Source organism: Flavobacterium shii (assembly GCF_025847235.1).
Classification (GTDB): Bacteria; Bacteroidota; Bacteroidia; order Flavobacteriales; family Flavobacteriaceae; genus Flavobacterium; species Flavobacterium shii.
This window is the reverse complement of the sequence record NZ_JAOZEW010000009.1, coordinates 143,809-168,692: the sequence shown is the minus strand read 5'-3', so window position 1 is coordinate 168,692 and position 24,884 is coordinate 143,809. Positions and strand designations below refer to the sequence as shown.

General features: G+C 33.5%; 21 protein-coding genes. 14 read left to right on the top strand and 7 right to left on the bottom strand.

The window, feature by feature from the left end; genetic code table 11:
• Positions 1-31 precede the first annotated feature (31 nt).
• Together odhB and OIU83_RS10335 are read right to left on the bottom strand one after the other, a co-directional pair.
• Positions 32-1,258, bottom strand: coding sequence for a 2-oxoglutarate dehydrogenase complex dihydrolipoyllysine-residue succinyltransferase (odhB, locus tag OIU83_RS10340; RefSeq protein ID WP_264206178.1), 1,227 nt, complete (start codon positions 1,256-1,258; stop codon positions 32-34).
• Positions 1,259-1,340: 82 nt separating this feature from the next.
• On the bottom strand, positions 1,341-4,112 hold the full coding sequence (locus tag OIU83_RS10335; protein WP_264206177.1) for a 2-oxoglutarate dehydrogenase E1 component: 2,772 nt from the start codon (positions 4,110-4,112) through the stop codon (positions 1,341-1,343).
• Between the two features lie 116 nt (positions 4,113-4,228).
• Here OIU83_RS10335 and OIU83_RS10330 point away from each other — a divergent pair, with 116 nt between their 5' ends.
• The gene (locus tag OIU83_RS10330; RefSeq protein ID WP_264206176.1) at positions 4,229-4,780 is read left to right on the top strand and encodes a hypothetical protein; all 552 of its coding nucleotides are present in this window, start codon (positions 4,229-4,231) and stop codon (positions 4,778-4,780) included.
• A gap of 175 nt (positions 4,781-4,955) precedes the next feature.
• On the opposite strand, the gene OIU83_RS10325 is transcribed toward OIU83_RS10330, so the two are convergent.
• The 3 genes from OIU83_RS10325 to OIU83_RS10315 all read right to left on the bottom strand — a co-directional run bounded on the left by OIU83_RS10325 (position 4,956) and on the right by OIU83_RS10315 (position 7,059).
• Positions 4,956-5,309, bottom strand: coding sequence for a hypothetical protein (locus OIU83_RS10325; protein ID WP_035618159.1), 354 nt, complete (start codon positions 5,307-5,309; stop codon positions 4,956-4,958).
• Positions 5,310-5,391: 82 nt separating this feature from the next.
• A complete protein-coding gene (locus OIU83_RS10320) occupies positions 5,392-6,057 on the bottom strand; it encodes a hypothetical protein (protein WP_264206175.1) in 666 nt (221 codons plus the stop codon).
• Positions 6,058-6,084: 27 nt separating this feature from the next.
• The gene (locus OIU83_RS10315; RefSeq protein ID WP_264206174.1) at positions 6,085-7,059 is read right to left on the bottom strand and encodes a polyprenyl synthetase family protein; all 975 of its coding nucleotides are present in this window, start codon (positions 7,057-7,059) and stop codon (positions 6,085-6,087) included.
• Between the two features lie 214 nt (positions 7,060-7,273).
• On the opposite strand from OIU83_RS10315, the gene OIU83_RS10310 reads away from it, so the two are divergent.
• The 10 genes from OIU83_RS10310 to OIU83_RS10265 all read left to right on the top strand — a co-directional run bounded on the left by OIU83_RS10310 (position 7,274) and on the right by OIU83_RS10265 (position 20,423).
• A complete protein-coding gene (locus OIU83_RS10310; RefSeq protein ID WP_264206173.1) occupies positions 7,274-7,795 on the top strand; it encodes a YceI family protein in 522 nt (173 codons plus the stop codon).
• A gap of 47 nt (positions 7,796-7,842) precedes the next feature.
• On the top strand, positions 7,843-8,442 hold the full coding sequence (locus tag OIU83_RS10305) for a TetR/AcrR family transcriptional regulator (protein ID WP_264206172.1): 600 nt from the start codon (positions 7,843-7,845) through the stop codon (positions 8,440-8,442).
• 24 nt (positions 8,443-8,466) lie between these two features.
• A complete protein-coding gene (locus OIU83_RS10300) occupies positions 8,467-9,831 on the top strand; it encodes a TolC family protein (protein ID WP_264206171.1) in 1,365 nt (454 codons plus the stop codon).
• 11 nt (positions 9,832-9,842) lie between these two features.
• Positions 9,843-10,910 (top strand): efflux RND transporter periplasmic adaptor subunit, encoded by a 1,068-nt coding sequence (locus tag OIU83_RS10295; RefSeq protein WP_264206170.1) that lies wholly within the window; start codon positions 9,843-9,845, stop codon positions 10,908-10,910.
• A 91-nt stretch (positions 10,911-11,001) separates the two neighbouring features.
• Positions 11,002-14,178: an efflux RND transporter permease subunit gene (locus OIU83_RS10290; protein ID WP_264206169.1), complete on the top strand. Its 3,177-nt coding sequence runs from the start codon at positions 11,002-11,004 to the stop codon at positions 14,176-14,178.
• Positions 14,179-14,392: 214 nt separating this feature from the next.
• A complete protein-coding gene (locus OIU83_RS10285) occupies positions 14,393-16,879 on the top strand; it encodes a TonB-dependent receptor (RefSeq protein WP_264206168.1) in 2,487 nt (828 codons plus the stop codon).
• Between the two features lie 57 nt (positions 16,880-16,936).
• Positions 16,937-17,269 carry a hypothetical protein gene (locus tag OIU83_RS10280; protein WP_264206167.1) on the top strand — a complete coding sequence of 111 codons (333 nt, stop codon included), beginning with the start codon at positions 16,937-16,939 and terminating at the stop codon, positions 17,267-17,269.
• 26 nt (positions 17,270-17,295) lie between these two features.
• Positions 17,296-17,598: a hypothetical protein gene (locus OIU83_RS10275; RefSeq protein ID WP_264206166.1), complete on the top strand. Its 303-nt coding sequence runs from the start codon at positions 17,296-17,298 to the stop codon at positions 17,596-17,598.
• A 3-nt stretch (positions 17,599-17,601) separates the two neighbouring features.
• The gene (locus OIU83_RS10270) at positions 17,602-19,149 is read left to right on the top strand and encodes a PepSY-associated TM helix domain-containing protein (protein WP_264206165.1); all 1,548 of its coding nucleotides are present in this window, start codon (positions 17,602-17,604) and stop codon (positions 19,147-19,149) included.
• 161 nt (positions 19,150-19,310) lie between these two features.
• Positions 19,311-20,423 (top strand): PepSY-associated TM helix domain-containing protein, encoded by a 1,113-nt coding sequence (locus OIU83_RS10265; protein WP_264206164.1) that lies wholly within the window; start codon positions 19,311-19,313, stop codon positions 20,421-20,423.
• A gap of 54 nt (positions 20,424-20,477) precedes the next feature.
• Here OIU83_RS10265 and OIU83_RS10260 read toward each other — a convergent pair whose 3' ends face one another.
• Together OIU83_RS10260 and OIU83_RS10255 are read right to left on the bottom strand one after the other, a co-directional pair.
• Positions 20,478-20,825 carry a toxin-antitoxin system YwqK family antitoxin gene (locus OIU83_RS10260; protein ID WP_264206163.1) on the bottom strand — a complete coding sequence of 116 codons (348 nt, stop codon included), beginning with the start codon at positions 20,823-20,825 and terminating at the stop codon, positions 20,478-20,480.
• 175 nt (positions 20,826-21,000) lie between these two features.
• Positions 21,001-21,993: a TlpA family protein disulfide reductase gene (locus OIU83_RS10255; protein WP_264206162.1), complete on the bottom strand. Its 993-nt coding sequence runs from the start codon at positions 21,991-21,993 to the stop codon at positions 21,001-21,003.
• Between the two features lie 140 nt (positions 21,994-22,133).
• Between OIU83_RS10255 and aspS the strand changes: the two genes are divergently transcribed.
• From aspS to OIU83_RS10240, 3 genes are all read left to right on the top strand, one after another.
• The gene (gene aspS, locus OIU83_RS10250) at positions 22,134-23,891 is read left to right on the top strand and encodes an aspartate--tRNA ligase (protein WP_264206161.1); all 1,758 of its coding nucleotides are present in this window, start codon (positions 22,134-22,136) and stop codon (positions 23,889-23,891) included.
• A gap of 112 nt (positions 23,892-24,003) precedes the next feature.
• Complete coding sequence (locus OIU83_RS10245) at positions 24,004-24,198, top strand: cold-shock protein (RefSeq protein ID WP_007137066.1); 195 nt, start codon at positions 24,004-24,006, stop codon at positions 24,196-24,198.
• Positions 24,199-24,445: 247 nt separating this feature from the next.
• Positions 24,446-24,811 (top strand): NADH-quinone oxidoreductase subunit A, encoded by a 366-nt coding sequence (locus OIU83_RS10240; RefSeq protein ID WP_264206160.1) that lies wholly within the window; start codon positions 24,446-24,448, stop codon positions 24,809-24,811.
• Positions 24,812-24,884: the final 73 nt, after the last annotated feature.

The window sequence follows — 24,884 nt, the reverse complement described above, 5'->3', positions numbered from 1 at the left end:
CGGCTTTTCAATTGAAAATTATTATAAACTATTATAACTCTAATGCTTTCTTCGGATTGTTATCCATCAATAATTCAAGTGGGTTTTCTAATGCTTCTTTAATAGCAACTAAGAATCCTACTGACTCACGTCCGTCGATGATTCTGTGGTCATAAGAAAGTGCCACATACATCATTGGGTGAATTTCTACTTTACCATTTACAGCAATCGGACGCTCAATAATGTTGTGCATTCCTAAAATTCCTGATTGTGGTGGATTGATGATTGGTGTACTTAACATACTTCCGAAAACTCCTCCGTTTGTAATTGTAAATGTACCACCTGTCATATCATCAACTGTAATCTGTCCGTCACGCGCTTTAATAGCCAATCTTTTGATTTCTGCTTCTACACCACGGAAAGTCAAATTCTCTGCGTTACGAACTACAGGAACCATTAATCCTTTTGGGCCAGATACTGCGATAGAGATATCACAGAAATCATAAGCTACTTTATAATCACCATCCATCATAGAATTTACGTCTGGATATAATGCTAAAGCTCTTGTTACTGCTTTTGTAAAGAATGACATGTATCCTAAACCTACACCTGCGTGTTTAGCTTTGAATGCGTCTTTGTATTCATTACGTAAGTTGTTTATTGGTGTCATATTAACTTCATTGAATGTAGTTAACATAGCTGTTTCGTTTTTAGCTGCTACTAATCTTTCTGCTACTTTACGACGTAACATTGAAAGTTTTGTACGCTCTGAACCACGGTTTCCTCCTGTTGGAGTTCCCATAGAAGGTACTGCATTTAGAGCATCTTCTTTAGTGATTCTTCCATCTTTACCAGTTCCTGAAACTGTAGATGGCGTTATATTTTTTTCGTCTAATATTTTTCTTGCTGCTGGAGAAGGTGTTCCAGATGCATAAGTTGTAGTTGGTGCCGGAGCTGCTTTTGGTGCTTCTGCCTTAACTTCTGCTTTCGGTGCTTCTGTCTTTGGTGCCTCAGCTACTGGAGCTGCTCCTGATGGTTTTGCTGCGCTGGTATCGATTAAGCATACTACTGCTCCTACTGCTACTGCATCTCCTTCTTCCGCTTTTAATGTGATTATCCCACTAGCTTCTGCCGGTAATTCAAGAGTTGCTTTATCAGAATCAACTTCAGCAATGGCTTGATCTTTTTCTACATAATCTCCGTCTTTTACTAACCAAGTTGCAATTTCAACTTCTTTTATTGATTCCCCTGGTGATGGGACTTTCATTTCTAAAATCATCTTTTTTTTGTTTAAGGTTTGTATTGCTTAAGGCTTAAAAGTTGAACCAAACACTTTAAGTCTTAAACTTTAAACTAATTTTTTATCTAAATAAATTTTTATCGAAAACCATTCTGATTGCATCAGCATGACGACGTTTTGCTCTTGTATAACTTCCTGATGCTGGTGCAGCATAAGCTTTTAATGAAGCCAATCTCCATTTTACAAGATCAAAGTTCATTAACATAAAGCTATAAGCTCCCATGTTTTTAGGCTCTTCTTGTGCCCAAACATAATCATCAGCGTTAGGGTATTGTGCTATAATTGCTTTTAATTGCTCAACTGGTAATGGAAACAATTGTTCGACACGAACAACAGCAACATCATTACGCCCATTATTTTCTCTTTCGGCAACGATGTCATAATAGAATTTACCTGTAACAAAAACTAACGTTTTTACGTCTTTTTTGTTAACTGTAGTATCATCTATTGTTTCTTGGAAACTTCCTTTTGCTAATTCCTCTACTGTAGATACACATCTTGGATCACGCAATAAACTTTTTGGAGAGAAAACTACCAAAGGCTTACGGAATGTTGTTTTCATTTGTCTTCTTAACAAGTGGAAAAAGTTGGCTGGTGTTGTACAGTCTGCAACATACATGTTTTGTCTTGCACAAAGTTGTAGGTAACGCTCCATTCTTGCAGAAGAGTGCTCTGCTCCTTGTCCTTCGTATCCGTGTGGCAATAATAAAACAATACCGTTTTGGTTGTTCCATTTGTCTTCTCCACATGAGATATACTGGTCGATCATGATTTGTGCTCCATTTGAGAAATCTCCAAATTGTGCTTCCCAAATTGTCAATGCATTAGGGTTAGCCAAAGCATATCCGTAATCGAATCCTAAAACTCCGTACTCTGATAATAATGAATTGAATACTCCGAATTTTCCTTTTTTATTTTCTATAGCATTCAATAGGATTACTTCTTCCTCTGAATCTTCTACTTTTACTACGGCATGACGGTGTGAGAATGTACCACGCTCTACGTCTTGCCCAGAAATACGAACATCAAATCCTTCTGTTAATAGTGAACCGTAAGCTAATGCTTCTGCAGTTCCCCAATCGATAGTATTATTGTCGTAACCTGTTTTTCTATCAGTAACAATTTTGGTTATTTTGTTAATGAATTTTTTATCTGATGGTAAGCTTGAGATTGTTTTTATGATAGAATCTAATCCGTCTTTAGCAAAAGAAGTATCAAATTTTTTCAACATCACAACATCTGAAACCTGCTCAAAACCTTTCCATTCATTTTTCATAAATGGAGTAATGATTGTCAAGTCTTTTTTACGAGATGCTTCAAGGTTTACCTCCATTGTCGATTTGTATTCTTTCTCTAATGCATTTACGTAAGTAGCATCGATAATACCTTCCGACAATAATTTTTGCGCATAAATATCTCTTGGATTTTCATGCTTTGCAATGATTTTATATAAAACTGGTTGTGTAAAACGAGGCTCGTCTCCTTCGTTATGACCGTATTTTCTGTATCCTAATAAATCGATAAATACATCACGACCAAATGTCATTCTGTAATCTAATGCAAATGAAACGGCATGAACTACAGCTTCTGCATCATCTGCATTTACGTGTAATACTGGCGAAAGTGTTACTTTGGCAACATCTGTACAATATGTAGATGAACGTGCATCAAGGTAATTCGTTGTAAAACCAACTTGGTTGTTAATTACAATATGTATTGTTCCTCCGGTTTTGTAACCGTCTAATTGTGCCATTTGTATGATTTCGTACAAGATACCTTGTCCTGCTATTGCAGCATCACCGTGAACGGCAATTGGCAATACTTTTGAGAAATCATCTGCGTAATATTTATCTTGTTTTGCTCTGGTAATTCCTTCAATAACTGCTCCAACTGTCTCTAAGTGAGATGGATTTGGCGCAAGGTTGATATTGATGTTTTTTCCAGTTCTTGTTTTTTTATCGGCAGTAAGTCCTAAGTGGTATTTTACGTCTCCATCAAAGTACTCTTGGTCGTAATCTTTACCATCAAATTCTCCGAAGATGTCTTGTGTTGATTTGCCAAAGATATTAGCCAAAACATTAAGACGTCCACGGTGAGCCATACCCATTACAAATTGCTCTACACCTTTTTCGGCTGCTTTTTCAATCAAAGCATCTAGAGCTGGGATGATCGATTCTCCTCCTTCTAGCGAGAATCTTTTTTGCCCAACATATTTGGTATGCAAGAAGTTCTCGAAAGAAACTGCTTGGTTTAATTTATTTAGGATTACCTTTTTCTCATCTGTAGAGAAATTAGGCTGGTTGTCATTTACTCCAAGTTTGTCCTGAATCCATTTTACAACATTTGGGTTACGAATATACATATACTCTACCCCGATGTGCTGGCAATAAATTGCCTGAAGACGTTTAACAATATCTTGCAATGAGCAAGGTGGAACTCCAATTACTTTGGCTGCATCAAAAACAGTCGTAAGATCTGCTGTTGTAAGTCCAAAATTTTCGATATCTAAAGTTGGCGATGATATCCTACGATCTCTTACCGGATTTGTTTTTGTAAACAAATGACCACGAGAACGATACCCGTCAATCAATTTTAATACATTGAACTCCTTTTGTAATTTTTCCGACACCAAACTACAATCCGTATTGTTAGTCGCAAATTCAACAATTTGTTGAACTGGCACCTCGTCGTTGTAAGTTGTCATTCCAAAATCGAAACCTTGAAAAAAACTTCTCCAACTCGGCTCTACGCTATCTGGATTTTGTGTATATTGATCGTATAATTGTGCAAAAAACTCTGTATGTGCTGCATTTAAAAATGAAAACCTATCCATAATATTTAGTGAATATACTTTTTGTTAAATAGAATGGCAAAAGTACAATAATCGAATTTATTTAAATCTTTTTTTTACGTACTTTTACGTAAAAATTTGTTAAAATCCGCCTAACTATGAAGAAAAATCACTTTTCAATTGTTTTCAAATCATTTTTAATGATTTTGACTCTATTATTTTCAAGCGGTATAATTGGGCAACAAAAATATTACATCCCACAGAAGCAAAATGACTTTTGGAACCATGTACAATTTGGTGGAGGACTCGGATTAAGTTTTGGTTCTGGATACACCGATATATCAATATTACCAAGTGCTATTTACAACATTAATCCAATTGTATCTGTTGGTGTAGGTGCTCAAATAGGATATATATCTTCTAAAAACGAATATTCTTCCTGGCTTTATGGCGGAAGCCTTATCGGATTGGTCAATCCTATACCTGAAATACAACTTTCGGCAGAATTAGAGCAAATCAATGTAAGTACTGATTATAAATATTTTGGACAACCCCGTTTTAGCGATACATTCTGGAATACTGCTTTATACCTTGGCGCTGGTTACCGAGCTGGTAATGTAACTATTGGAATCCGTTATGATGTACTGCATGATGACAACAAGAGTATTTATGGAGAGGCTTTTATGCCATTTGTGAGAGTATATTTTTAAGCAGACCCAAAGAAATAATTTAGGCGTAAAAAAAAGGTAAAAGTTTGTCAAAAAGGAATAAGCCTCTAAACCTTAAAAAACTATCAAATAAAAAAAGAAACAAAAAAAGAAGTTTTATCCCAAAAGAGAAGCCTCTGAACCTTTGTGAATCAGCATCTTTGAACCTCAAAAAAAACTACTTATAAAAATTCCTAAACCAAACCTTCTGCCATTCTCTTTTTAGAATTAAAAAGGAAACTTGTTCGGCTAGAATCACTAAATCTGATCCGTCTAATTTTTTAATTTCGGCTTCAGAAACATCTATTATATAAAGAAGATTCAAATACTCGGCAAATTTATACTGAATCATTCTGTATATTTTTTCGTGCATTTGAATTTTAAGTTCATCGGGAGAAATGCTCAGCGGAAAATCAATTCCTTCATTTGCCAAATTGAAATCTTTATTAATCTGTTCAATCAATTTAAGATACAAGGCTTCTTTCTCCGCTTCCTGAAGTAATAAATCTGTATTTTGTGGAGCTACAAACATTTGATTTAGGATTGTTGATTTATGATTAGTGATTTCAGAATTGAAAGATTTAAAACTGAAAAATTAATTATCAAGTCGTTCTTTATTTATTTAAATTCAAAGCTGTTAAAACAACGAACAATATTCCACTTATAAATGCAATAAAGTACGCGAACTTTTTAATATCTCCAAACTCCCTGCCTGCGTTAAGAATCAACTTTCGGAAACTATTAGAAACTATTGCTAAGATAGAACTAGCAAATATTAACCCAACTGCTAAATTCATTCCAATTCCAACTGGAGAACCTTCAGGCTTTTCTTGGGTTGCAAATGGAAAAACATCCAAAAAGAAAAGTAAATTCCAAGCAACTATAAAAAATATTACAGCAGATTTCTTTAGTGGAAACCCACCTTGATTTTGGTTTTTAATGATTTCTAAATCCTCAGCACTTATTATACTGTTTAAATTTTCCAGAAAACCCGTTTTTCTAATTTCCGAAATCACAAAACTTGGATCTTTAAAAGTCCAAAATATTACTTTTGAATTATAGTTTCCAATTCTATGATTTATTTTTATTCCATTTCCTATAATCGGAATTGAAGTATATGGTTCTATTGAAATTATATCTTTTGGTTGAAACATTAAATTTCCCACAATCGAAGCGTTTATTTTTAGAACTTCTTTATCCACGTATAAATCTGCAAATGGATAACTTGCATTTGCCATTCCAATTCTTGCTCCTCCAGTTAAGGTAAATTTACTATTCATTATATTGTTTAATTCGATTACTGAATACTAAACTTTTCTTCCCATTAAGTTTTCACCAAAAGTGCGTAATGACAATTTCTTTTCGTCACTAATATCCATTTTATCCAGTGTTTTAAAAGCTTCCAAAGTATACATTTCAATCGCATCCTGAGTTGCTTTTGACGCTCCCGAAACATTAAAAATATTCTTAGCTATTTCAATTTTATCACTATTATCCTCAGGTTGAGTAATAAATAAGGCTTCTAATTGTTTTGCGCTATCTGCATCAGAAAAAGCCAATGCTTTTAGATATAAATACGTTTTTTTATTTTCGATAATATCACCACCAACTTGTTTTCCAAAAGTTTCCGGATCACCAAAAGCATCTAAATAATCATCCTGTAACTGGAAAGCCAATCCTAATTGTAATCCAAAGTCATATATTAAATTGGCATTTTCATTAGAAGTTTTTGCTACAATTGCACCCATTTTCATAGCTGCCGCAACAAGAACTGCTGTTTTATACTCAATCATTTTTAGATATTCCGGAATTGTAACATCTCTTCTTTGTTCAAAATCAACATCCCATTGTTGTCCTTCACAAACTTCTAAAGCTGTTTTACTAAAAAGCTTTGCTAGCTCTCTAAAAGTATTCGGCTCATATTGTTCAAAATATTGATATGCCAAAATAAGCATCGCATCACCAGAAAGTATTCCCGTATTAAGATCCCATTTTTCATGAACAGTTTGTTGCCCTCTTCTTAAAGGGGCATCATCCATGATATCGTCATGTACCAACGAAAAATTATGAAAAATTTCTACTGCCATTGCAGCAGCGAGAGCTTCGCTATAGGTAACATCAAAAACTTCGGCAGTCATTAAAGTCAATACTGGACGCATTCTTTTTCCACCAAGGCTTACAATATATTCAATTGGCTCGTAGAGATTCTTAGGCTCTTTGCTTATAGTTTGTTTCTCCAGATAATTAATAAAAAATTCCTGGTACTGATAAATGGCATGCATAAAAGTAATTTTCGGCTAATTTACTGCATTATGCCTGCATTACAAACTCGATTTCTTAACGAAATGTTAAATAATCAAAAATACTTTGGAAACTATTTTGGTGTTTAGAGTTTCCAATATACATTTGCACCGAAATTTAACAGCAAAGAGCCCGGATCAATTTCCTAAGTAATCCTGTTAAATCATAATTATTAATAAAACATTACCTAATATTATGAAAACACAATGGACAATTGATTCAAGTCAATCTGATGTTTTAATCAAAATGAGACATTCGATATTAGCCTACTTAGGCGGTTCTATAAATAAATTTCATGGTCATGTAGATTTAGACAATAATGAAATAGAAGATGCTGCCATAGAATTTTCTTTGGATGTAAATAATAGAGAAGCCAAATTGGAGCAGATAAATACATACTTAAAACTAAATGATTTTTTCGACGTTAATAAATACCCAACCATAAGTTTTAAATCAACTTCGTTTCAAAAAGTAAACAAAAACATAAATTTCATTAAAGGAGATTTAACAATCAAGGACGTTACAAAAACTGTAGAGCTTGATGTTGAACTAGTAGAAACTGACTATTATGATGGCAATAAGAAAGTTTCCTTTGAGCTTACTGGAGATATAAACCGTAAAGATTTTGGATTAGCCTATAATTCATTTAATCAAAGTAGTGGTTTATCTACTGGACAAGACATTAAACTTGTGGCAAATTTAGAATTCACAATATAAGATTTACATCAAATTAAAGTTTTTAAAATAGATTTAGAAGAAACAAAATGAAAGAAAAAATCATATCAAAAGCAAGTGACTTATTCTTAAAACTAGGTTTTAAAAGTGTCACTATGGATGATATTGCAGGCGAAATGTGTATTTCTAAAAAAACCATTTATAAATATTTCTGTAATAAAGAGGTTTTAATCGAAGAAAGTACTTCGGCTGTTCACAAACAGGTTCATGAATTAATTGACTCTATTGTTTCAAAAAATTATAATGCAATTCAGGAAAATTTCGAAATAAGAGAAACATTTAAAAATTTATTCAAGTCCTCTTCCGACACTTCTCCGATTTATCAATTAAAAAAGCACTACCCAGAAATCTATACAAACATGATGAAGTTTGAAATAGATCAATGTAGCCAGTACTTTAGAGATAATATTACAAAAGGTATCGAACAAGGTTTATACCGTGAGGATATTAATATCGATATATATGTAAAATTTTATTACACATTAATTTTCCATATAAACGAAACTACAAGTTCCGAAAAAGAAGCTCAAAGTGCCGAACTGGAAGCTTTGGAATACCATACAAGAGCAATGGCCACTCCTGCAGGAATAATAGAACTTGAAAAACAAATAAAAAGAATCACCCATTAATCATCAATCTATAATTTATAATCCATGAAAAGAATAATGTTTCTCTTTCTCTTGGCTTTTGCGATAACTGCAAATGCTCAAGTCACAAACAATAGCAATCAGGCTAAGCAAGGCGGACTGACCTTGACCTTGAAAGATGCTATTACTTACGCACTACAAAATAAAGCCGATGCAAAAAAGGCTAAATTACAGGTAGAAAATAGCCAATATAAAATAGAAGAAGTACGCTCAAGAGCATTACCTCAAATTTCGGCAAACGGGAGTTTAACTTACAATCCGGTAATACAAACTACTGTTATTGATGGTGCAGCTTTTGGCGAACCGGGAACTTCTATTCAAGCGGCTTTTGGTCAAAAATGGACTTCGGGAGCAGGAGTGTCATTAACGCAAACAATCTTTGATCAAACTGTATTTACAGGATTAAAAGCAGCTAGAAGTACTCGTGAGTTCTACCAAATAAACGAGCAATTAACTGAAGAAGATATAATCGAAAGAGTTGCAAATAATTATTATGAAGTATATGTACAACGTTTAAACTTAACCGTATTAGATAGTAATTATGTAAATACAGAGAAAGTAAGAAATATTCTTCAAGGTCAATATAACAATGGTCTAGCCAAAAAAATTGACTTGAACAGAGTAATAGTTAAACTATCAAACATTAGTACGCAACGTCAACAAGTTATCAATAAAGTAGCATTGCAGGAAAATGCATTAAAATTTTACATGGGAATGCCAGTAGAAACTGCTATCATTATTCCTAATACCGAATTTGAAGTTACTCTTCAACCTTTATCTGAAACTCCAAATGTTGAAAATTTAAATCAATATTTACTTTTGAAAAAACAAGAAGAATTATTGGTTTATCAAAAGAAAGCCACTCAGGCAGAGTTTTACCCAACACTTTCTTTAAGTGCAGGATATAACTATCTTGGTCAGGGTCCGGAAATGCCTTGGTTTGTAAAACCATCGTCTGGTGTTTACTGGTCAGATTATTCAGCAATTGGATTAAACCTAAAAATACCAATCTTTACAGGTTTTGGTACACGTGCCAAAGTTCGTCAGGCAGATGTGGCTATTCGTTCTTTGCAAGAAGATCTAAAAGATACCAAGCTTTCTCTAGATATGGCGTATAGCAATGCAACAATCCAAATGGAAAATAGCATCATAACCATTACAAATCAAAAAGAGAACAAAGAACTTGCTCAGCAAGTATTGCAAAATACTAAAAATAATTACCTGCAAGGACTTGCTTCATTGAACGATTTATTAGATGTAGAAAATGCATATATCGAAGCCGAAAATAATTATTCATCAGCAGTGCTAGGATATAAAGTAGCAGAAATTCAATTAATCAAATCAAAAGGCCAACTAAAATCACTTAAATAACTAAAAGAAAAATGAAAAAAATAATAATAACAATAGTAGTCATAATTGGTGCATTAGCATTAATAGGTTTCATCTTAACGAAGAACAAGAAAGAGAACAAAGCAAAAACAGATATTGTTGCCGAAAAAAATGCTGCAGTTTCAGTTAAAGTTTCTACTGTAAAAACAGAAGAAGTTTCATTGGATTTCGTTGCAAACGGGAACTTTCAACCAATTCAACAATTAACTTTCTCTGCAGAAAAATCAGGAAAAGTAATTACCGTTTTGGCTAAAGAAGGAGACTATGTAAAAGTAGGTCAAACTTTATTGACAATGAGAGGAGATGTTATTAATGTAAGCGCACAACAAGCACAAGCGGCATATCAAAATGCAAAATCTGATTACATTAGATATGAAAATGCTTTTAAAACTGATGGAGTTACCAAACAACAATTAGACCAGGCAAGATTAGCATTAACTAATGCAGAATCTAACTTAAAACAAGCTAATATTAATGTTGGAGATACTAAAGTAAAAGCTCCTATTAATGGGTTTATAAACAAAAAATATATTGAACCAGGATCTGTTTTGGCAGCAACACCTGCAACTTCATTGTTTGATATAGTAAATGTTTCTAAATTAAAATTGGTTGTGACAGTAAATGAAAATCAAGTTGCAAGTTTAAAACTAGGAAATACTATAAATGTAACTGCAAGTGTTTATCCTGACAAAACTTTCTCTGGAAAAATTACTTTTATTGCTGCAAAAGCAGATGAAAGCTTAAACTTTCCTGTTGAGATTGAAATCACAAATAACATAAATAACGACCTGAGAGCAGGTATGTACGGAACTGCAAATTTCGACTCAAACCAACAAAAACAAAACCTGATGGTTGTACCTAGAAATGCGTTTGTAGGAAGTGTAAGTAGTAATGAAATATTTGTGGTTCAAAACGGAATTGCAAAATTAAGAAAAGTAACTGCTGGAAGAATTTTAGGAGATAAAGTAGAAATCATCAATGGATTATCTGATGGGGAGATTGTAGTAACTACAGGTCAAATTAACTTACAAGACGGTAATACAGTAGAAATTATTAAATAGTTAAAAGCATTAAGCTATAAGCCATAAGCATCAAACGAAAATTAAAATCATATAGCTTACGGCATAAAGCCCACAGCATAAAGCAAAAAAGATGAAATTAGCCGAAATATCCATAAAACGTCCGTCGTTGGTAATTGTATTGTTTACAATTCTAACCCTTGGTGGATTATTCAGCTACAGCCAGTTAGGCTATGAGCTGATCCCAAAATTTGAACAAAATGTTATTACAATTTCTACTATTTATCCTGGAGCATCTCCAAGTGAGGTAGAAAATACCGTGACCAAGAAAATTGAAGATGCGATTGCATCCTTAGAGAATGTCAAAAAAATTGACTCAAAATCCTACGAAAGTTTGTCTATCGTTTCGATTACACTGACATCAAACGCAAAAGTCGATTTCTCTTTGAATGATGCACAGCGAAAAATAAACGCAATCATTAGTGATTTACCAGATGATGTAAAAACGCCTGCCCTAACTAAATTCTCGTTGAGTGACTTACCGATTATGACACTTGGTGCCAACGGAAAAATGGATGAAGCAGCTTTTTATGACTTAATTGACAAAAAAATCGCTCCTATTTTATCTCGTGTACAAGGTGTTGCTCAGGTAAATATCATTGGTGGTTCTGAGCGTGAAATTCAAGTAAATCTTGATGCTTTAAAAATGCAGGGGTACAATTTATCTGTTCCTCAGGTGCAACAAATGATTTTGACTTCGAATCTGGATTTTCCAACAGGAAATATTCAAACCCGTGATCAAAAAATATTAATTCGTTTAGCGGGTAAATATAAAAGTGTTGATGAATTAAGAAACTTAGTAGTATCTTCTCAAAATGGGATTCAGGTACGATTAAGTGATATTGCTGATGTTCAAGATACTCAAAAAATTGCAGAGAAAATATCTCGTGTAGATCAAAAAAGTGCTATCGTTTTACAAATTGTGAAACAATCGGATGCGAATGCCGTTGCGGTAAGTGAGCAATTATTAAAAACAATTGCTACTCTTGAAAAAGATTACAAAACAAATGAGTTAAAATTAGAAGTTGCAAAAGACAGTACTGTTTTCACTTTGGAAGCCGCAGATTCTGTAGTTCACGATTTATTGATTGCAGTAGTTTTAGTAGCCTTCGTAATGTTGTTCTTCTTACACAGTATTAGAAACTCATTGATTGTAATGGTTTCAATTCCTGCATCTTTAATTGCAACCTTTATTGGTATTTACTTTATGGGATATACATTAAACTTAATGAGTTTATTAGGATTGTCTCTTGTTGTAGGTATCCTTGTGGATGACGCGATTGTTGTTCTGGAGAATATCTACAGGCACATGGAAATGGGAAAAAACCGAATTCGTGCCTCTTATGATGGAACCGCAGAAATTGGTGGAACTGTAACTTCGATTACATTAGTTATCGTGGTAGTATTCTTGCCTATTGCAATGAGTTCTGGTTTAGTTTCTAATATTATTACACAATTTTGTGTTACCGTAATTATTTCAACTTTACTATCACTTTTAGCTTCATTTACTATTATACCTTGGCTATCATCTCGTTATGGAAAACTAGAGCATATTGAAGGAAAGAATTTATTTGGAAGAATCATCCTTGGTTTTGAAAGCTACTTGACTCGTTTTACAAACTGGGTATCTACTTTATTAGAATGGTGTTTGGATCATTACATTAAAACCATTGCCGTTGTTCTGGTATTATTCTTTGGATCAACCATCGGTTTAATGGGCGGAGGTTTTATTGGAGGAGAGTTTTTTGCATCTTCAGATAGTGGAGAATTCTTAGTTCAAATCGAAATGCCTAAAGATGCTTCGTTAGAACAAACGAACTTCATGACTCAAAAAGCCGAAGCATTCCTAAAAGGAGAAGAATATGTACACAGTCAAATTACTACAGTAGGACAAACCAGTGAAGGTTTTGGAGCATCACAAGCTACAGCTTATAAAGCAGAGATTGATGTGAAGATGATCGAACAAAAAGACCGTACTGATGATGCATCTGTATATGCTGCAAAAATCAAACGTAAACTTGAGAAAGTATTAGTTGGAGCCAAAGTAAAAACGGTTCCTGTAGGTATTCTAGGAACAGCAGAAGATGCTACTTTAGGATTAATCGTAACTGGACCTTCTACAGAAAGTGCTATGGCATTTGCTAAATTAGCTGAAGCTGAATTACGTACAATTCCTGGAACAACAGAGATTAAATTAACTGTTGAGGATGGAAATCCAGAGATTAATGTTAAGGTTGACCGTGATAAAATGGCTGCACTAGGGTTGACACTTCAAACAGTTGGTTCAACAATGCAAACTGCATTTAGTGGAAATACTGATGGTAAATACAGAGCTGGGGAATACGAATATGATATCAATATCAGATACAATGCATTCGATAGAAAAAGTATCAAAGATGTTAGTAATTTAATTTTCATCAATTCTGCAGGACAACAAATAAAATTATCTCAATTTGCTACAATTACAGAAGGTTCAGGTCCTAGTCAATTAGAGCGAAGAGATAAATCGGCATCGGTAACTGTAAAAGGACAAAACGTTGGTGTTCCATCTGGAACAATTGTAACACAATGGCAGGCAAAACTTGATAAACTTAAAAAACCAGCTGGAGTAAACTACATCTGGGGAGGTGATCAGGAAAACCAAAGTGAAGGTTTTGGTACTTTAGGAATTGCTTTATTAGCAGCTATTATCTTGGTTTACCTTGTAATGGTTGGATTATATGATAGTTTCGTTCACCCGTTTGTGGTATTATTTGCTATTCCACTTTCGTTTATTGGTGCAATGTTAGCTTTGGCATTAACAAATAACTCATTGAACATCTTTACGATTTTGGGTATCATTATGTTAATTGGTCTGGTGTGTAAGAACGCGATTATGCTTGTCGACTACACCAACCAACGAAGAGCAGCTGGAGAATCAATTAGAACAGCATTAATTCAGGCAAATCACGCTCGTTTGCGTCCGATCTTGATGACAACAATTGCGATGGTATTTGGTATGTTCCCAATTGCATTAGCATCTGGAGCAGGAGCAGAATGGAAAAATGGATTGGCGTGGGTAATCATTGGAGGATTAATTTCTTCGTTATTCTTAACCTTGATTGTAGTTCCTGTAATTTATAATATCATGGAGAAAATTATTCATAAATTCACAAAAGGAGAAAAGATTGATTATGAAGCAGAAATGGTTGCCGATTATGTGCATACCGAATTAAGCGAAGACGGATTTAATCCAAAACATACTCATTAAGACTTAATCTTAATCATAGAAATCAAAACCTGTTCATTAATTTGAACAGGTTTTTTTATTTCCATTTAATAAATAAAATGATTTTTTGTTAAAAAATTACAAAAGAAATAAATTGAAAGTGCGTTTTTAGCTTTATTTAGAATAGATAAAAATAATTTGGTTTGTTAGAGTTCAACAACTAAATTTGCGCTATTAAAATTAATTCTAAATAATTATGAAATCCAAACTTACAATATCTTTTTTGAGTTTCTGTTTTGCATTGCTAATAAGTACCACGACATGGGCACAGCAAAAAGCAACTATAAAAGGTCAGGTTATTTTAACAAATAACGATACAGCCGATAACGTTTCGGTAATTTTAAAAGGAACTCAAATCGGAACAGTAACCGATAATCAAGGTAATTACGAAATAAAGAATGTAAAACCAGGAAATTATATTCTAAAAGTTACTGCGGTAGGATTTTCATCAAAAGAAAGAGCAGTTGCTGTAAATTCGGGTGATGAATTAATCGAAAACTTCACAGTTAATACAACTTCCGAACAGCTAAATGAAGTCGTTATTAATAGTGGCAAGAAAAATACATTTGCCAGAAAAGAAACCCAACAAGTATCAAGATTACCACTAAAAAATCTTGAGAATCCACAAGTATATTCTACTATTACAAGCGAATTATTAAAAGAACAAGTTGTTACTAATATTGATGATGCGCTAAAAAACTCACCTGGAATAACTCAACTTTGGGCCTCTACAGGCCGTGGTGGTGATGGTGCAGGATATTTTTCATTGAGAGGTTTCCCTGTACAACCAACCATGATTAATGGTTTGCCAGGTTTAACAAATGGAAGTTTAGACCCTGCAAATATTGATAAAATTGAAGTAATAAAAGGACCGTCTGGAACCCTATTTGGAAGTAGTTTAATTTCTTATGGAGGATTAATCAACATTACAACCAAGAAACCTTATAACTATTTTGGTGGAGAAATAAATTACACTGGTGGAAGTTATGGTTTAAACCGTGTAACTGCCGACATAAACACGCCGCTAGACGAAGAACACAAAGTAAATTTAAGAATAAATACTGCATATCATGACGAAGATAGTTTTCAGGATGCTGGTTTCAAGAAGTCTCTTTTTGTAGCTCCTTCATTATCTTATGAAGTAAGCGACCGATTATCATTCTTGATTAATACAGAATTCATGAGTAGCGAAACAACAAATCCAACTATGTTGTTTTTTGACCGAAATGCTCCCTTAAGAGTTCACAACACAGATGAATTAGGATACAACAACAAACGTTCTTATACAAGTAATGAACTCACACTTAAAACTCCTTCTTACAGTCTTCAAGGTCAAATGAATTATAAAATTTCTGATCAATGGACTTCGCAAACTGTATTAGCAAGAAGCTCATCTAAGTCGCAAGGATATTACAACTACTTATATGAAGTAACAAGTGATCCAGCATATGCATCCATTCAAGAAGGAATCGTACTTGGTCGCTCATTTACATATACCGACTCAAAAACATTGACAACAGATATTCAACAAAATTTTATTGGAGACTTTAAAATTGGGAATATGAGAAATCGTATTGTTGCTGGTTTAGATTATTTCAACAAAACTCAAACTGATAATGGAACGGCTTACGTTTACAATGAAAGTTTAGTTTACATTGGTAATGATGATTTAAAAACTGTAAATGAAAACGTTTTTAAAATTACCGATCCTACACAATACATAACAAATGGAGACAATGGCGTTTTATCAAAAGCTCATCAAGATGCTGTTTTGGCAAATGCTCGTGTAAACAACAACAAAACAAAACAAGAAGTTTATAGTGCTTATGTTTCAAACGTAATTAACTTCACTCCTGCTCTTTCTGCAATGGCAAGTTTACGTGTAGACCGTTTCATGAATACGGGTGATGTCACAACAAAGGATGATGATTTTAATCAAACTGCTTTCTCACCTAAATTTGGTTTGGTATATCAACCAATTATCGATAAAGTATCCATTTTTGCAAACTACATGGATGGTTTCGTAAACCCATCACCTAGTAGAGATGTTTTACCAGATGGAACTTCTCAACCAAGAAGTTTTTCTCCAGAGCACGCCAATCAATTTGAGGTAGGTACAAAACTGAATGTATTTAAAGATAAATTATATGCAACTTTTAGCTATTATGATACCAAGGTAAAAGATCAGGTTTACACTATATACACCGCTACATCGCAAATTAACTACCAAAATGGTGGTCAAAGAAACAAAGGTTTCGAAGCCGAAATAGTAGCTAATCCAATCGTAGGTTTAAATGTTGTTTTTGGATATAGCTATAATGATGCTGTTTTAACTGCTGGAGATCCAGACTTTGTGAACCACAGACCTGAGAGTGCAGGACCACAAAATTTAGCAAATCTTTGGGCAAGCTATAAGTTTCAAGATGGCGACTTAAAAGGATTTGGTTTAGGTTTTGGAGGGAATTATGCTAGCGATAACAAAATCCTAAACAGAACTGTTGCCGGGACATTTACTATCCCAGAATATACTGTCTTAAATTCATCTGTATTTTACGGAACAGATAAATATACATTGACATTAAAACTTGACAATATTGCTAATGTTGAAACTTATGATGGTTGGTCAACATTACATCCAAGAAATATGAGAAGTTTGTCTGCAAGTTTCTCTTATAGATTCTAATCCAATAAAAGCATCTTTCCAAATATCTGGAAAGATGCTTTTTTAAATATTAAAATTATGATAACAATAGCCAGTATTTTCGTTTTTATCTCATTTTATACTTTATACTATACTTCCAAAAGGGCTGCATTGTCTCACGACTATGGCTTCGAAAAATGGATGCAGAAAAACCCTAAACAAACAAAAATTACCGGCTTATGTTTGCTTCTTTTAGCCTATTCATTATGGCTATTTACTACAGCTTTAGGCTCTGCAACTTTACTTTTTCTCATTCAGTTAATGACTATTAGTAGTCTAGTTATCATATTGACTCCTTTAAAAGTATTTAATCCCAGAGGAATCATAATTCTGTTTGCTATCTCAGGACTATTAGAATTTTACTACTATTAAACCAACCATTTGCCAATCCCTAAAATATGCCTGCAAATCCAAAATATTTAACCCAATCCAAATGGCAGCGTTTTGCCAAGATAACAGCAGCCATACTAGGCGGTTATTTAGTTTCGGTAAGTTTTCACCTCGCACTGGCTTCTTGGTTTAATCATGTCAATGTTATTATAACAATGGCTTTTAGCGGATTTATACTTTGGGTTGCATTAATGATTGTTGCCTTTTTGGCAAAAAATGGCTGGAAAATATGGGGTATCTATTTATTACTAACCTTGATTTTTTGTGGTATTATATATCTTGGACAAACCTATAACCCTATTACACGATAAGCTATGAATAACAGAAACTATAATATCTATTTTCATACACATACAGTAAGTGGCATCGTAATAAGTGTAGTACTATTTGTTATTTTCTTTGCTGGGTCTTTTTCGTTTTTTAAAGATGAAATCATCAATTGGGAACGAAGTGAATCTGTAGCAATTACTAAGGAAATTCTGTTAGACTACGATAAAGCTTTAAGCAACTTAGATAAAGAATATACCTTACACGGAAGAAACATTTCCATATCTAGAAACAGTACAGAAAGAAGGGTAAACATTTATCTTGAAGGTACCAAAGACACTTTGGCTGCAGCCAAATTAAAAGAAGGGTCGTTTTTTTATTTAGATACTAAAAACTTCAAAACTCATACATACGAAGACTCGTATTCATTAGGCGAGTTTTTATACCGACTCCATTTCCTTGCACAAGTTCGTTACCCAATAGGCTATTATCTTTCGGGTTTTGTAGCATTGTTTTTTCTTTTTGCAATCGTAACGGGAGTTTTATTACATTGGAATAAAATCGTTTCTAATTTCTATATATTTAGACCAAAGGAAAAACTAAAAACATTATGGACTGATGCTCATACATCATTAGGAATGATAGGTTTGCCATTTCAGTTTGTATATGCCGTTACAGGTGCATTCTTCATGATTAAATTATTACTTGTTGCTCCAAGCGTAATGGCTCTTTATAATGGTGATCAGGATAAATTATATAAAGACTTAGAATATACAGATCCAGAATACAAATTTGATAATAAAAAATTAGCAACTCCATTTAGCATTGATGAATTGGTGGCTAAAGCCAAAAGTAACTGGAATGATTTTGAGATTACTCGCGTATATATCCAGAATTATGGTGACACGAATATGCACATTTTGGTAGAAGGCGAAATGAAGTATGATAAAAAATTCACCGGAATCGGAAAAGTAATATATAAAGTTATCGATGGTAAAGTCATAGCCAAAAAAGACCCAATTACCCAAACAAGCTATCTCGATGTGGTAAAGAATGTTTTATACCGAATCCATTTTGGTGATTATGGAGGATATGCTCTAAAAATAATAAGCTTTGTTCTCGGTATCATTACTTGCTTTGTAATTATATCTGGCGTTATGATTTGGCTTGTAGCCAGAGATAAGAAAAACATGCCCGAAAAGAAACGCCGTTTTAACGAAGGCGTTGTTCGAATCTATTTGGCAATTTGCTTAAGCATGTACCCTATTACAGCTTTATCATTTATAGCTACCAAAGTTTTTCATCCGCTAGGGCAGTCGAATATTTATAGCATCTATTTTATAGGTTGGTTACTATTAGCTGTATTTTTTATTCTAAAAAAAGACAATGCATTCACTAATAAGTTCACATTATTATCTGGAAGTATTTTAGGATTCCTTATTCCTCTTGCAAACGGAATTTGCACAGGAAACTGGTTCTGGAAAACATTTGCTCAAAATGAAGTTCAGATATTCTTTATCGATGTGTTTTGGATCGTTCTTGCATCGATTACGCTTTACATATCATTTCGTTTAAACAAAAAAGAAAACAATTAGATTTTCCATTTTTTAGACAATACTTATTTTGAAGCAAAACCAAAAGCAGTAATTCAAAATAAATCGATATAATTTGTGGGTTATACATTTACAATCTACTTTTGCCTATTGTTAACAATTCTAAATAAAAGATACAATGCTATCTTTTCGCAAATTGAAATATGGGTTTTAAGAAAAAAATACGTTTTATACACAAATGGCTCGGATTAACATCTGGACTTATTGTCTTTATTATAAGCGTAACAGGATGCATCTTTTGTTTTCAAGATGAAATAAAAGATATTACCCGAAAAGAATGGCGATTCGTTACTCCACAAGACAAGATGTACATTATGCCATCAGTTTTACAGAAAGAAACCAAAAAACTAGTTCCTGATGCCAAAGTAAGTTTAATCGCTTATCATGGGCCGGATCGCACTGCTGTAGCTTACGCATATAACAAAACAGATAGCTTCTATTTGTACTTTAATCCCTATTCTGGTAAATACCTAAAGACCGAAAATCCAAAAACAGACTTTTTTATCATAGTCGAATATATTCACTTATATTTATTATTACCCGATTATATTGGCAAACATATTATTGGGAGTGCCACGATTATTTTCGTTTTACTTCTAATCACCGGAATTATCCAATGGTGGCCCAAACGAAAAAATGATATCAAACGAAGCCTCAGTGTAAAATGGTCCGCAAAATGGCGTCGTGTAAATTATGACTGGCATAGAGTTTCTGGTTTATACATTTCGCTAGTAGTATTGATATTAGCATTAACAGGTCTTGTATTCACTTACGAATGGATGGGCGATGGTGTTTATAAAGCTTTTAACTTTGGTGGAAACAGGGAAATAGAAACCAAATCACCAGTTATAGACAGCACCAAGTTTGATAAAAACAACATACTCGCTGTCGATAAAGCTTTGATCGAAACAATGAAGTTACAGCCTCAAGATAAAATGTTCTTTGTAAGTATTCCACAATCCAAAAACGAAACCATAAATACAGGTGCTTACCCACATTCATTACGATTTGATCATCAAAGTAATTATCATTTTCATCCCAAAGACGGCAAATTAATTCAGAGTGATCCTTTTGAGAAAAAAAGTCTAGGATTACAAGTTGTCGAAATGAATTATGGTATTCATACTGGACAGATTCTCGATTTACCAGGAAAAATAATAGCATTTATTGCCAGTTTAATAGCAACAGCTTTACCTGTAACTGGATTTATTATATGGTATGGGAGAAATAAAAAAAGTAAATCATCAAAAAAATAGGCATAAAAAAAGGTTGTCCAAATTGAACAACCTTTTTTGGTTTTATACTTAGTCTTAGTTTCTGTTTGCAAGTGCATCTTGTTTCCAGTTTTTAACAGATGCGACACGACTATCAGAATAATCAACTTCACTTAGATTAGTCCCATTCCAGAAAAACCATTTTCCGGTTTTTTCACCATTCGCATATAATCCTGTAGACTTTTTATTTCCATTTTCATCAAATGCAACCCAGACACCATCTAATTTACCATCTTTAAAAAAACCTTCTTGTTGTACTTTACCATTTTCATAGTAATAAGTAGCTTTTACTTTTTGTCCAACAGCTTCTAATACTGGCTTAGCTTCTTGTGCAACTAAAATTCCAGAGAACAATATTGCAACTAAAATCACACACTTTTTCATATCTTTAGTTATTAATGTTTTAAAATCTATAAACAAATATAACTAATCCTTTACATTAAAAAAACTTTTACTTAACAATTTGGTAACATTGAGTAAAAGCTTAACATTGGAAATAAAAAGTGTGTCAAAATCAATACCAACCAATGTATCAATAACTTATGAATTAATACGGTTTTTAATTCAATAATTTATCCAATACAACTTGCAGTTCTGGCGAAGAAGGTCTTGGAGCATCGGCGTTTAAAACATTTCCTTTTGGGTCAATCAAGATGAATCTTGGAATTCCGGTTACACCAAAACCTACTACAAAATCAGACTCCCAATCTCTATCGGCAAATAATTGCGTTCCTCCTAGTTTTTTATCGTTTACGAATTTTTTCCATTTTTCGTAATCCTTCGCTTTATCAACAGAGATACTTACAAACTCAATATTTTCCCCATGATACTTTTCTTCCGTTTTTTGCAAGAAAGGAATCTCTGCTCTACAAGGTGCACACCAAGTGGCCCAAAGATCAATATAAACATATTTCCCTTTTAGGTCTGCAAGTTTAGTTTTTCCCCCTTTATAATTTTCATAATCGAAAACCGGAGAAGCTTTACCATTTAATCTTTTAGTTTTAGAAACAATTTCATAAGCTTCTTTTGCATAAGCATTCGACTGCTCCACTGATCTTTTTAAAGCTTCTTTAAATTCAGGATCAAAATCACCTTTGTCGATATTTGCAAGATCTGTTTTGATCTTTGCTTCCAAAAGAGTAGCAAATTCAACCGTTTCTTTAGAAAAAGCTTCATTCTCGAATTTCTCATCATTCAATGCCGATTGAGCAAGAAAATTACTCTCATTCGTACCTTTGCCCTTATAAACAATTGTTTCGTCAAACTCTTTGGCATTCATCGTTAAGTTAATATCCGAACCTGGTTTTAAATAAAGACTTGATACTTCTGTTCCATCCGAAAATTGATAGAACCCTTTTGGCGCATCAAATGTTGCTGTAAACAATTCTTTTTTATCGATTGGTATAACATGTCTAAATTTGTTTGCTCCTTTAATCACCAATGTATCGCTATTTCTATTGGCAATCTTGGCTGTAAATTTTATTTTATTCGTGCTGTTCTGTGCAAAAGCTACACCTACTGAAAACAGCAGCAAAAGGGTCATTTTTCTCATAATACGATTTGTTAGTTCAAGTAAAAATAATGATTTAAATAAACCAAAATAAAAAAATAGTTAAGAAGAGTAGCATTAAACATTAGAAAACTGGACTTATTTAATTTTTGTGTTTACTTTTGCAATCTAAAATTTGGATCATGTATAGAAGTCATAATTGTGGCGAATTAAACGCCTCACACATTAATACAGAAGTTACACTAGCGGGTTGGGTTCAGAAATCGCGTGATAAGGGATTTATGAATTGGGTCGATTTACGCGACCGTTATGGAATTACACAACTTATTTTTGATGAAAGTCGTAGTGACAAAACCGTTTTTGAAGCAGCAAAAACTCTTGGTAGAGAATTTGTAATCCAAGTTAAAGGGACAGTTATTGAACGTGAGGACAAGAACAAAAACAAAAACATGATTACTGGTGACGTAGAAATCTTAGTTACCGAATTGACTATTCTTAACGCAGCTTTAACGCCTCCTTTTACAATAGAAGATGAAACTGATGGTGGAGAAGATATCCGAATGAAATATCGTTACCTAGATATTCGTCGTAATCCAGTAAAGAACAGTTTGCTTTTCCGTCATAAAGTGGCAATGGAAGTTCGTAAATATTTATCTGATTTGGATTTCTGCGAAGTTGAGACTCCTTATTTAATAAAATCAACTCCTGAGGGGGCGAGAGATTTCGTTGTACCAAGCCGTATGAACGAAGGACAATTTTATGCATTACCACAATCTCCACAAACTTTCAAACAATTATTGATGGTTGGAGGAATGGATAAGTACTTCCAGATTGTAAAATGTTTCCGTGATGAAGATTTACGTGCAGACCGTCAGCCTGAGTTTACACAAATCGATTGCGAAATGGCATTTGTAGAACAAGAAGACATTTTAAATGTTTTTGAAGGTCTTACAAGACATTTACTAAAAGAAATAAAAGGTGTAGAAGTAGATAAATTCCCAAGAATTACTTACGATTATGCCATGAAAACATACGGAAATGACAAACCGGACATTCGTTTCGGAATGGAGTTTGGAGAATTAAACGAATTTGCACAACATAAAGAATTCCCAGTATTTAATGCTGCCGAATTAGTAGTTGGAATTGCGGTTCCTGGTGCTGGAAATTACACTCGTAAAGAAATCGATGGGCTAATTGACTGGGTTAAACGTCCTCAAGTTGGCGCATCAGGAATGGTATATGCAAAATGTAATGACGATGGCACTTACAAATCATCTGTAGATAAATTTTACGACCAAGAAGATTTAACCAATTGGGCAAAAGTTACAGGAGCAAAACCCGGAGATATGATTTTTGTACTTTCTGGTCCAGCCAATAAAACACGTGCACAATTAAGTGCTTTACGCATGGAATTAGCAACACGTTTAGGTCTACGTAAACCAGAAGAATTCGCACCTCTTTGGGTGGTTGATTTCCCTTTATTGGAATTAGACGAAGAAACTGGTCGTTACCACGCTATGCACCACCCGTTTACATCTCCTAAACCAGAAGATATGCAATTATTGGAAACAGAGCCAGGAAAGGTTCGTGCCAATGCGTATGATATGGTTCTTAACGGAAATGAAATTGGAGGAGGTTCTATACGTATTCACGACAAGGCTACACAACAATTAATGTTTAAATATCTTGGTTTTACTGAAGAAGAAGCTAAAGCACAATTCGGATTTTTGATGGATGCATTCCAATTTGGAGCACCACCTCATGGAGGATTAGCTTTTGGACTAGATAGATTGGTAGCTATTTTAGGTGGACAAGAGACAATTAGAGATTTTATTGCATTCCCAAAAAACAATTCGGGTCGTGATGTCATGATTGATGCTCCTGCTGCAATAGATGCCTTACAATTAAAAGAATTACATATCAAAATTGACGCAAAATAATAAGTGAATACACTGTAAATCAATATTTTTTCTAAAAAATTAACAGTTTGTTGTCTTTTGTATTATTTTATATCTTACATTTGCCTCATTATAAATTATTATTACTATTACAATGCGTACAGGTACAGTTAAATTTTTCAATGAGTCTAAAGGTTACGGGTTCATTACAGACGAAGAAACAGGAAAAGACATTTTCGTTCATGCATCAGGAATCAACGCGGAAGAATTACGCGAAGGTGACAGAGTTAGCTACGAAGAAGAAGAAGGAAGAAAAGGTAAAGTTGCTGCTAAAGTTGCAGTAATCTAAGCATAAAAATATAGCAATTTATTTTTTTTGCCACCGAATGTGTAAAAAGCGTTTCGATTTATTTCGAAACGCTTTTTTTTTGCACTAATTCTTAAAAAAATCATAAAATCACGATTCTTATTTATAATCAATAAAAATTACCCTTAAACCACATTTCAAACCCTACTTAAATCATTTTTTAGCTTGTGATTTACATACTTGAAGGCTATCTTTGTGGCTTATTTTTAAGTAAAAAATCCCTTAAATTATGCATTCAGATCAATATAATTACATTCCAATTTTAATGCAGCTTATTTTGGCTGTTGGATTTGTAGTAGGAACCATCATTATTTCTGGAAAATTAGGACCTAGAAGAAGTTCTGCCAGTAAAGACAAAAACTTCGAATGTGGTATCGAATCTGTAGGAAATGCTCGTGTTCCCTTCTCAGTAAAATACTTCCTTGTTGCTATTTTATTTGTATTGTTTGATGTTGAGGTAATTTTCCTTTACCCATGGGCAGTTAATTTCAAAGAATTAGGAATGGAAGGAATGGTAAAAATGGTAATCTTCATGTCGCTACTTTTAGTTGGTTTTTTCTATATCCTTAAGAAAAAAGCCCTAGAGTGGGAATAAAGAAATTTCAAATTTCAGATTTGGGATTTTAGATTGAATTAATTTAGAATTTTAAACTTGAAAAATAAATTTC

Excerpts from the sequence above, each read along its gene's own strand:
- odhB (WP_264206178.1), bottom strand. The coding sequence starts at position 1,258 with ATGATTTTAGAAATGAAAGTCCCATCACCAGGGGAATCAATAAAAGAA.
- OIU83_RS10335 (WP_264206177.1), bottom strand. The coding sequence starts at position 4,112 with ATGGATAGGTTTTCATTTTTAAATGCAGCACATACAGAGTTTTTTGCA.
- OIU83_RS10330 (WP_264206176.1), top strand. The coding sequence starts at position 4,229 with ATGAAGAAAAATCACTTTTCAATTGTTTTCAAATCATTTTTAATGATT.
- OIU83_RS10325 (WP_035618159.1), bottom strand. The coding sequence starts at position 5,309 with ATGTTTGTAGCTCCACAAAATACAGATTTATTACTTCAGGAAGCGGAG.
- OIU83_RS10320 (WP_264206175.1), bottom strand. The coding sequence starts at position 6,057 with ATGAATAGTAAATTTACCTTAACTGGAGGAGCAAGAATTGGAATGGCA.
- OIU83_RS10315 (WP_264206174.1), bottom strand. The coding sequence starts at position 7,059 with ATGCATGCCATTTATCAGTACCAGGAATTTTTTATTAATTATCTGGAG.
- OIU83_RS10310 (WP_264206173.1), top strand. The coding sequence starts at position 7,274 with ATGAAAACACAATGGACAATTGATTCAAGTCAATCTGATGTTTTAATC.
- OIU83_RS10305 (WP_264206172.1), top strand. The coding sequence starts at position 7,843 with ATGAAAGAAAAAATCATATCAAAAGCAAGTGACTTATTCTTAAAACTA.
- OIU83_RS10300 (WP_264206171.1), top strand. The coding sequence starts at position 8,467 with ATGAAAAGAATAATGTTTCTCTTTCTCTTGGCTTTTGCGATAACTGCA.
- OIU83_RS10295 (WP_264206170.1), top strand. The coding sequence starts at position 9,843 with ATGAAAAAAATAATAATAACAATAGTAGTCATAATTGGTGCATTAGCA.
- OIU83_RS10290 (WP_264206169.1), top strand. The coding sequence starts at position 11,002 with ATGAAATTAGCCGAAATATCCATAAAACGTCCGTCGTTGGTAATTGTA.
- OIU83_RS10285 (WP_264206168.1), top strand. The coding sequence starts at position 14,393 with ATGAAATCCAAACTTACAATATCTTTTTTGAGTTTCTGTTTTGCATTG.
- OIU83_RS10280 (WP_264206167.1), top strand. The coding sequence starts at position 16,937 with ATGATAACAATAGCCAGTATTTTCGTTTTTATCTCATTTTATACTTTA.
- OIU83_RS10275 (WP_264206166.1), top strand. The coding sequence starts at position 17,296 with ATGCCTGCAAATCCAAAATATTTAACCCAATCCAAATGGCAGCGTTTT.
- OIU83_RS10270 (WP_264206165.1), top strand. The coding sequence starts at position 17,602 with ATGAATAACAGAAACTATAATATCTATTTTCATACACATACAGTAAGT.
- OIU83_RS10265 (WP_264206164.1), top strand. The coding sequence starts at position 19,311 with ATGGGTTTTAAGAAAAAAATACGTTTTATACACAAATGGCTCGGATTA.
- OIU83_RS10260 (WP_264206163.1), bottom strand. The coding sequence starts at position 20,825 with ATGAAAAAGTGTGTGATTTTAGTTGCAATATTGTTCTCTGGAATTTTA.
- OIU83_RS10255 (WP_264206162.1), bottom strand. The coding sequence starts at position 21,993 with ATGAGAAAAATGACCCTTTTGCTGCTGTTTTCAGTAGGTGTAGCTTTT.
- aspS (WP_264206161.1), top strand. The coding sequence starts at position 22,134 with ATGTATAGAAGTCATAATTGTGGCGAATTAAACGCCTCACACATTAAT.
- OIU83_RS10245 (WP_007137066.1), top strand. The coding sequence starts at position 24,004 with ATGCGTACAGGTACAGTTAAATTTTTCAATGAGTCTAAAGGTTACGGG.
- OIU83_RS10240 (WP_264206160.1), top strand. The coding sequence starts at position 24,446 with ATGCATTCAGATCAATATAATTACATTCCAATTTTAATGCAGCTTATT.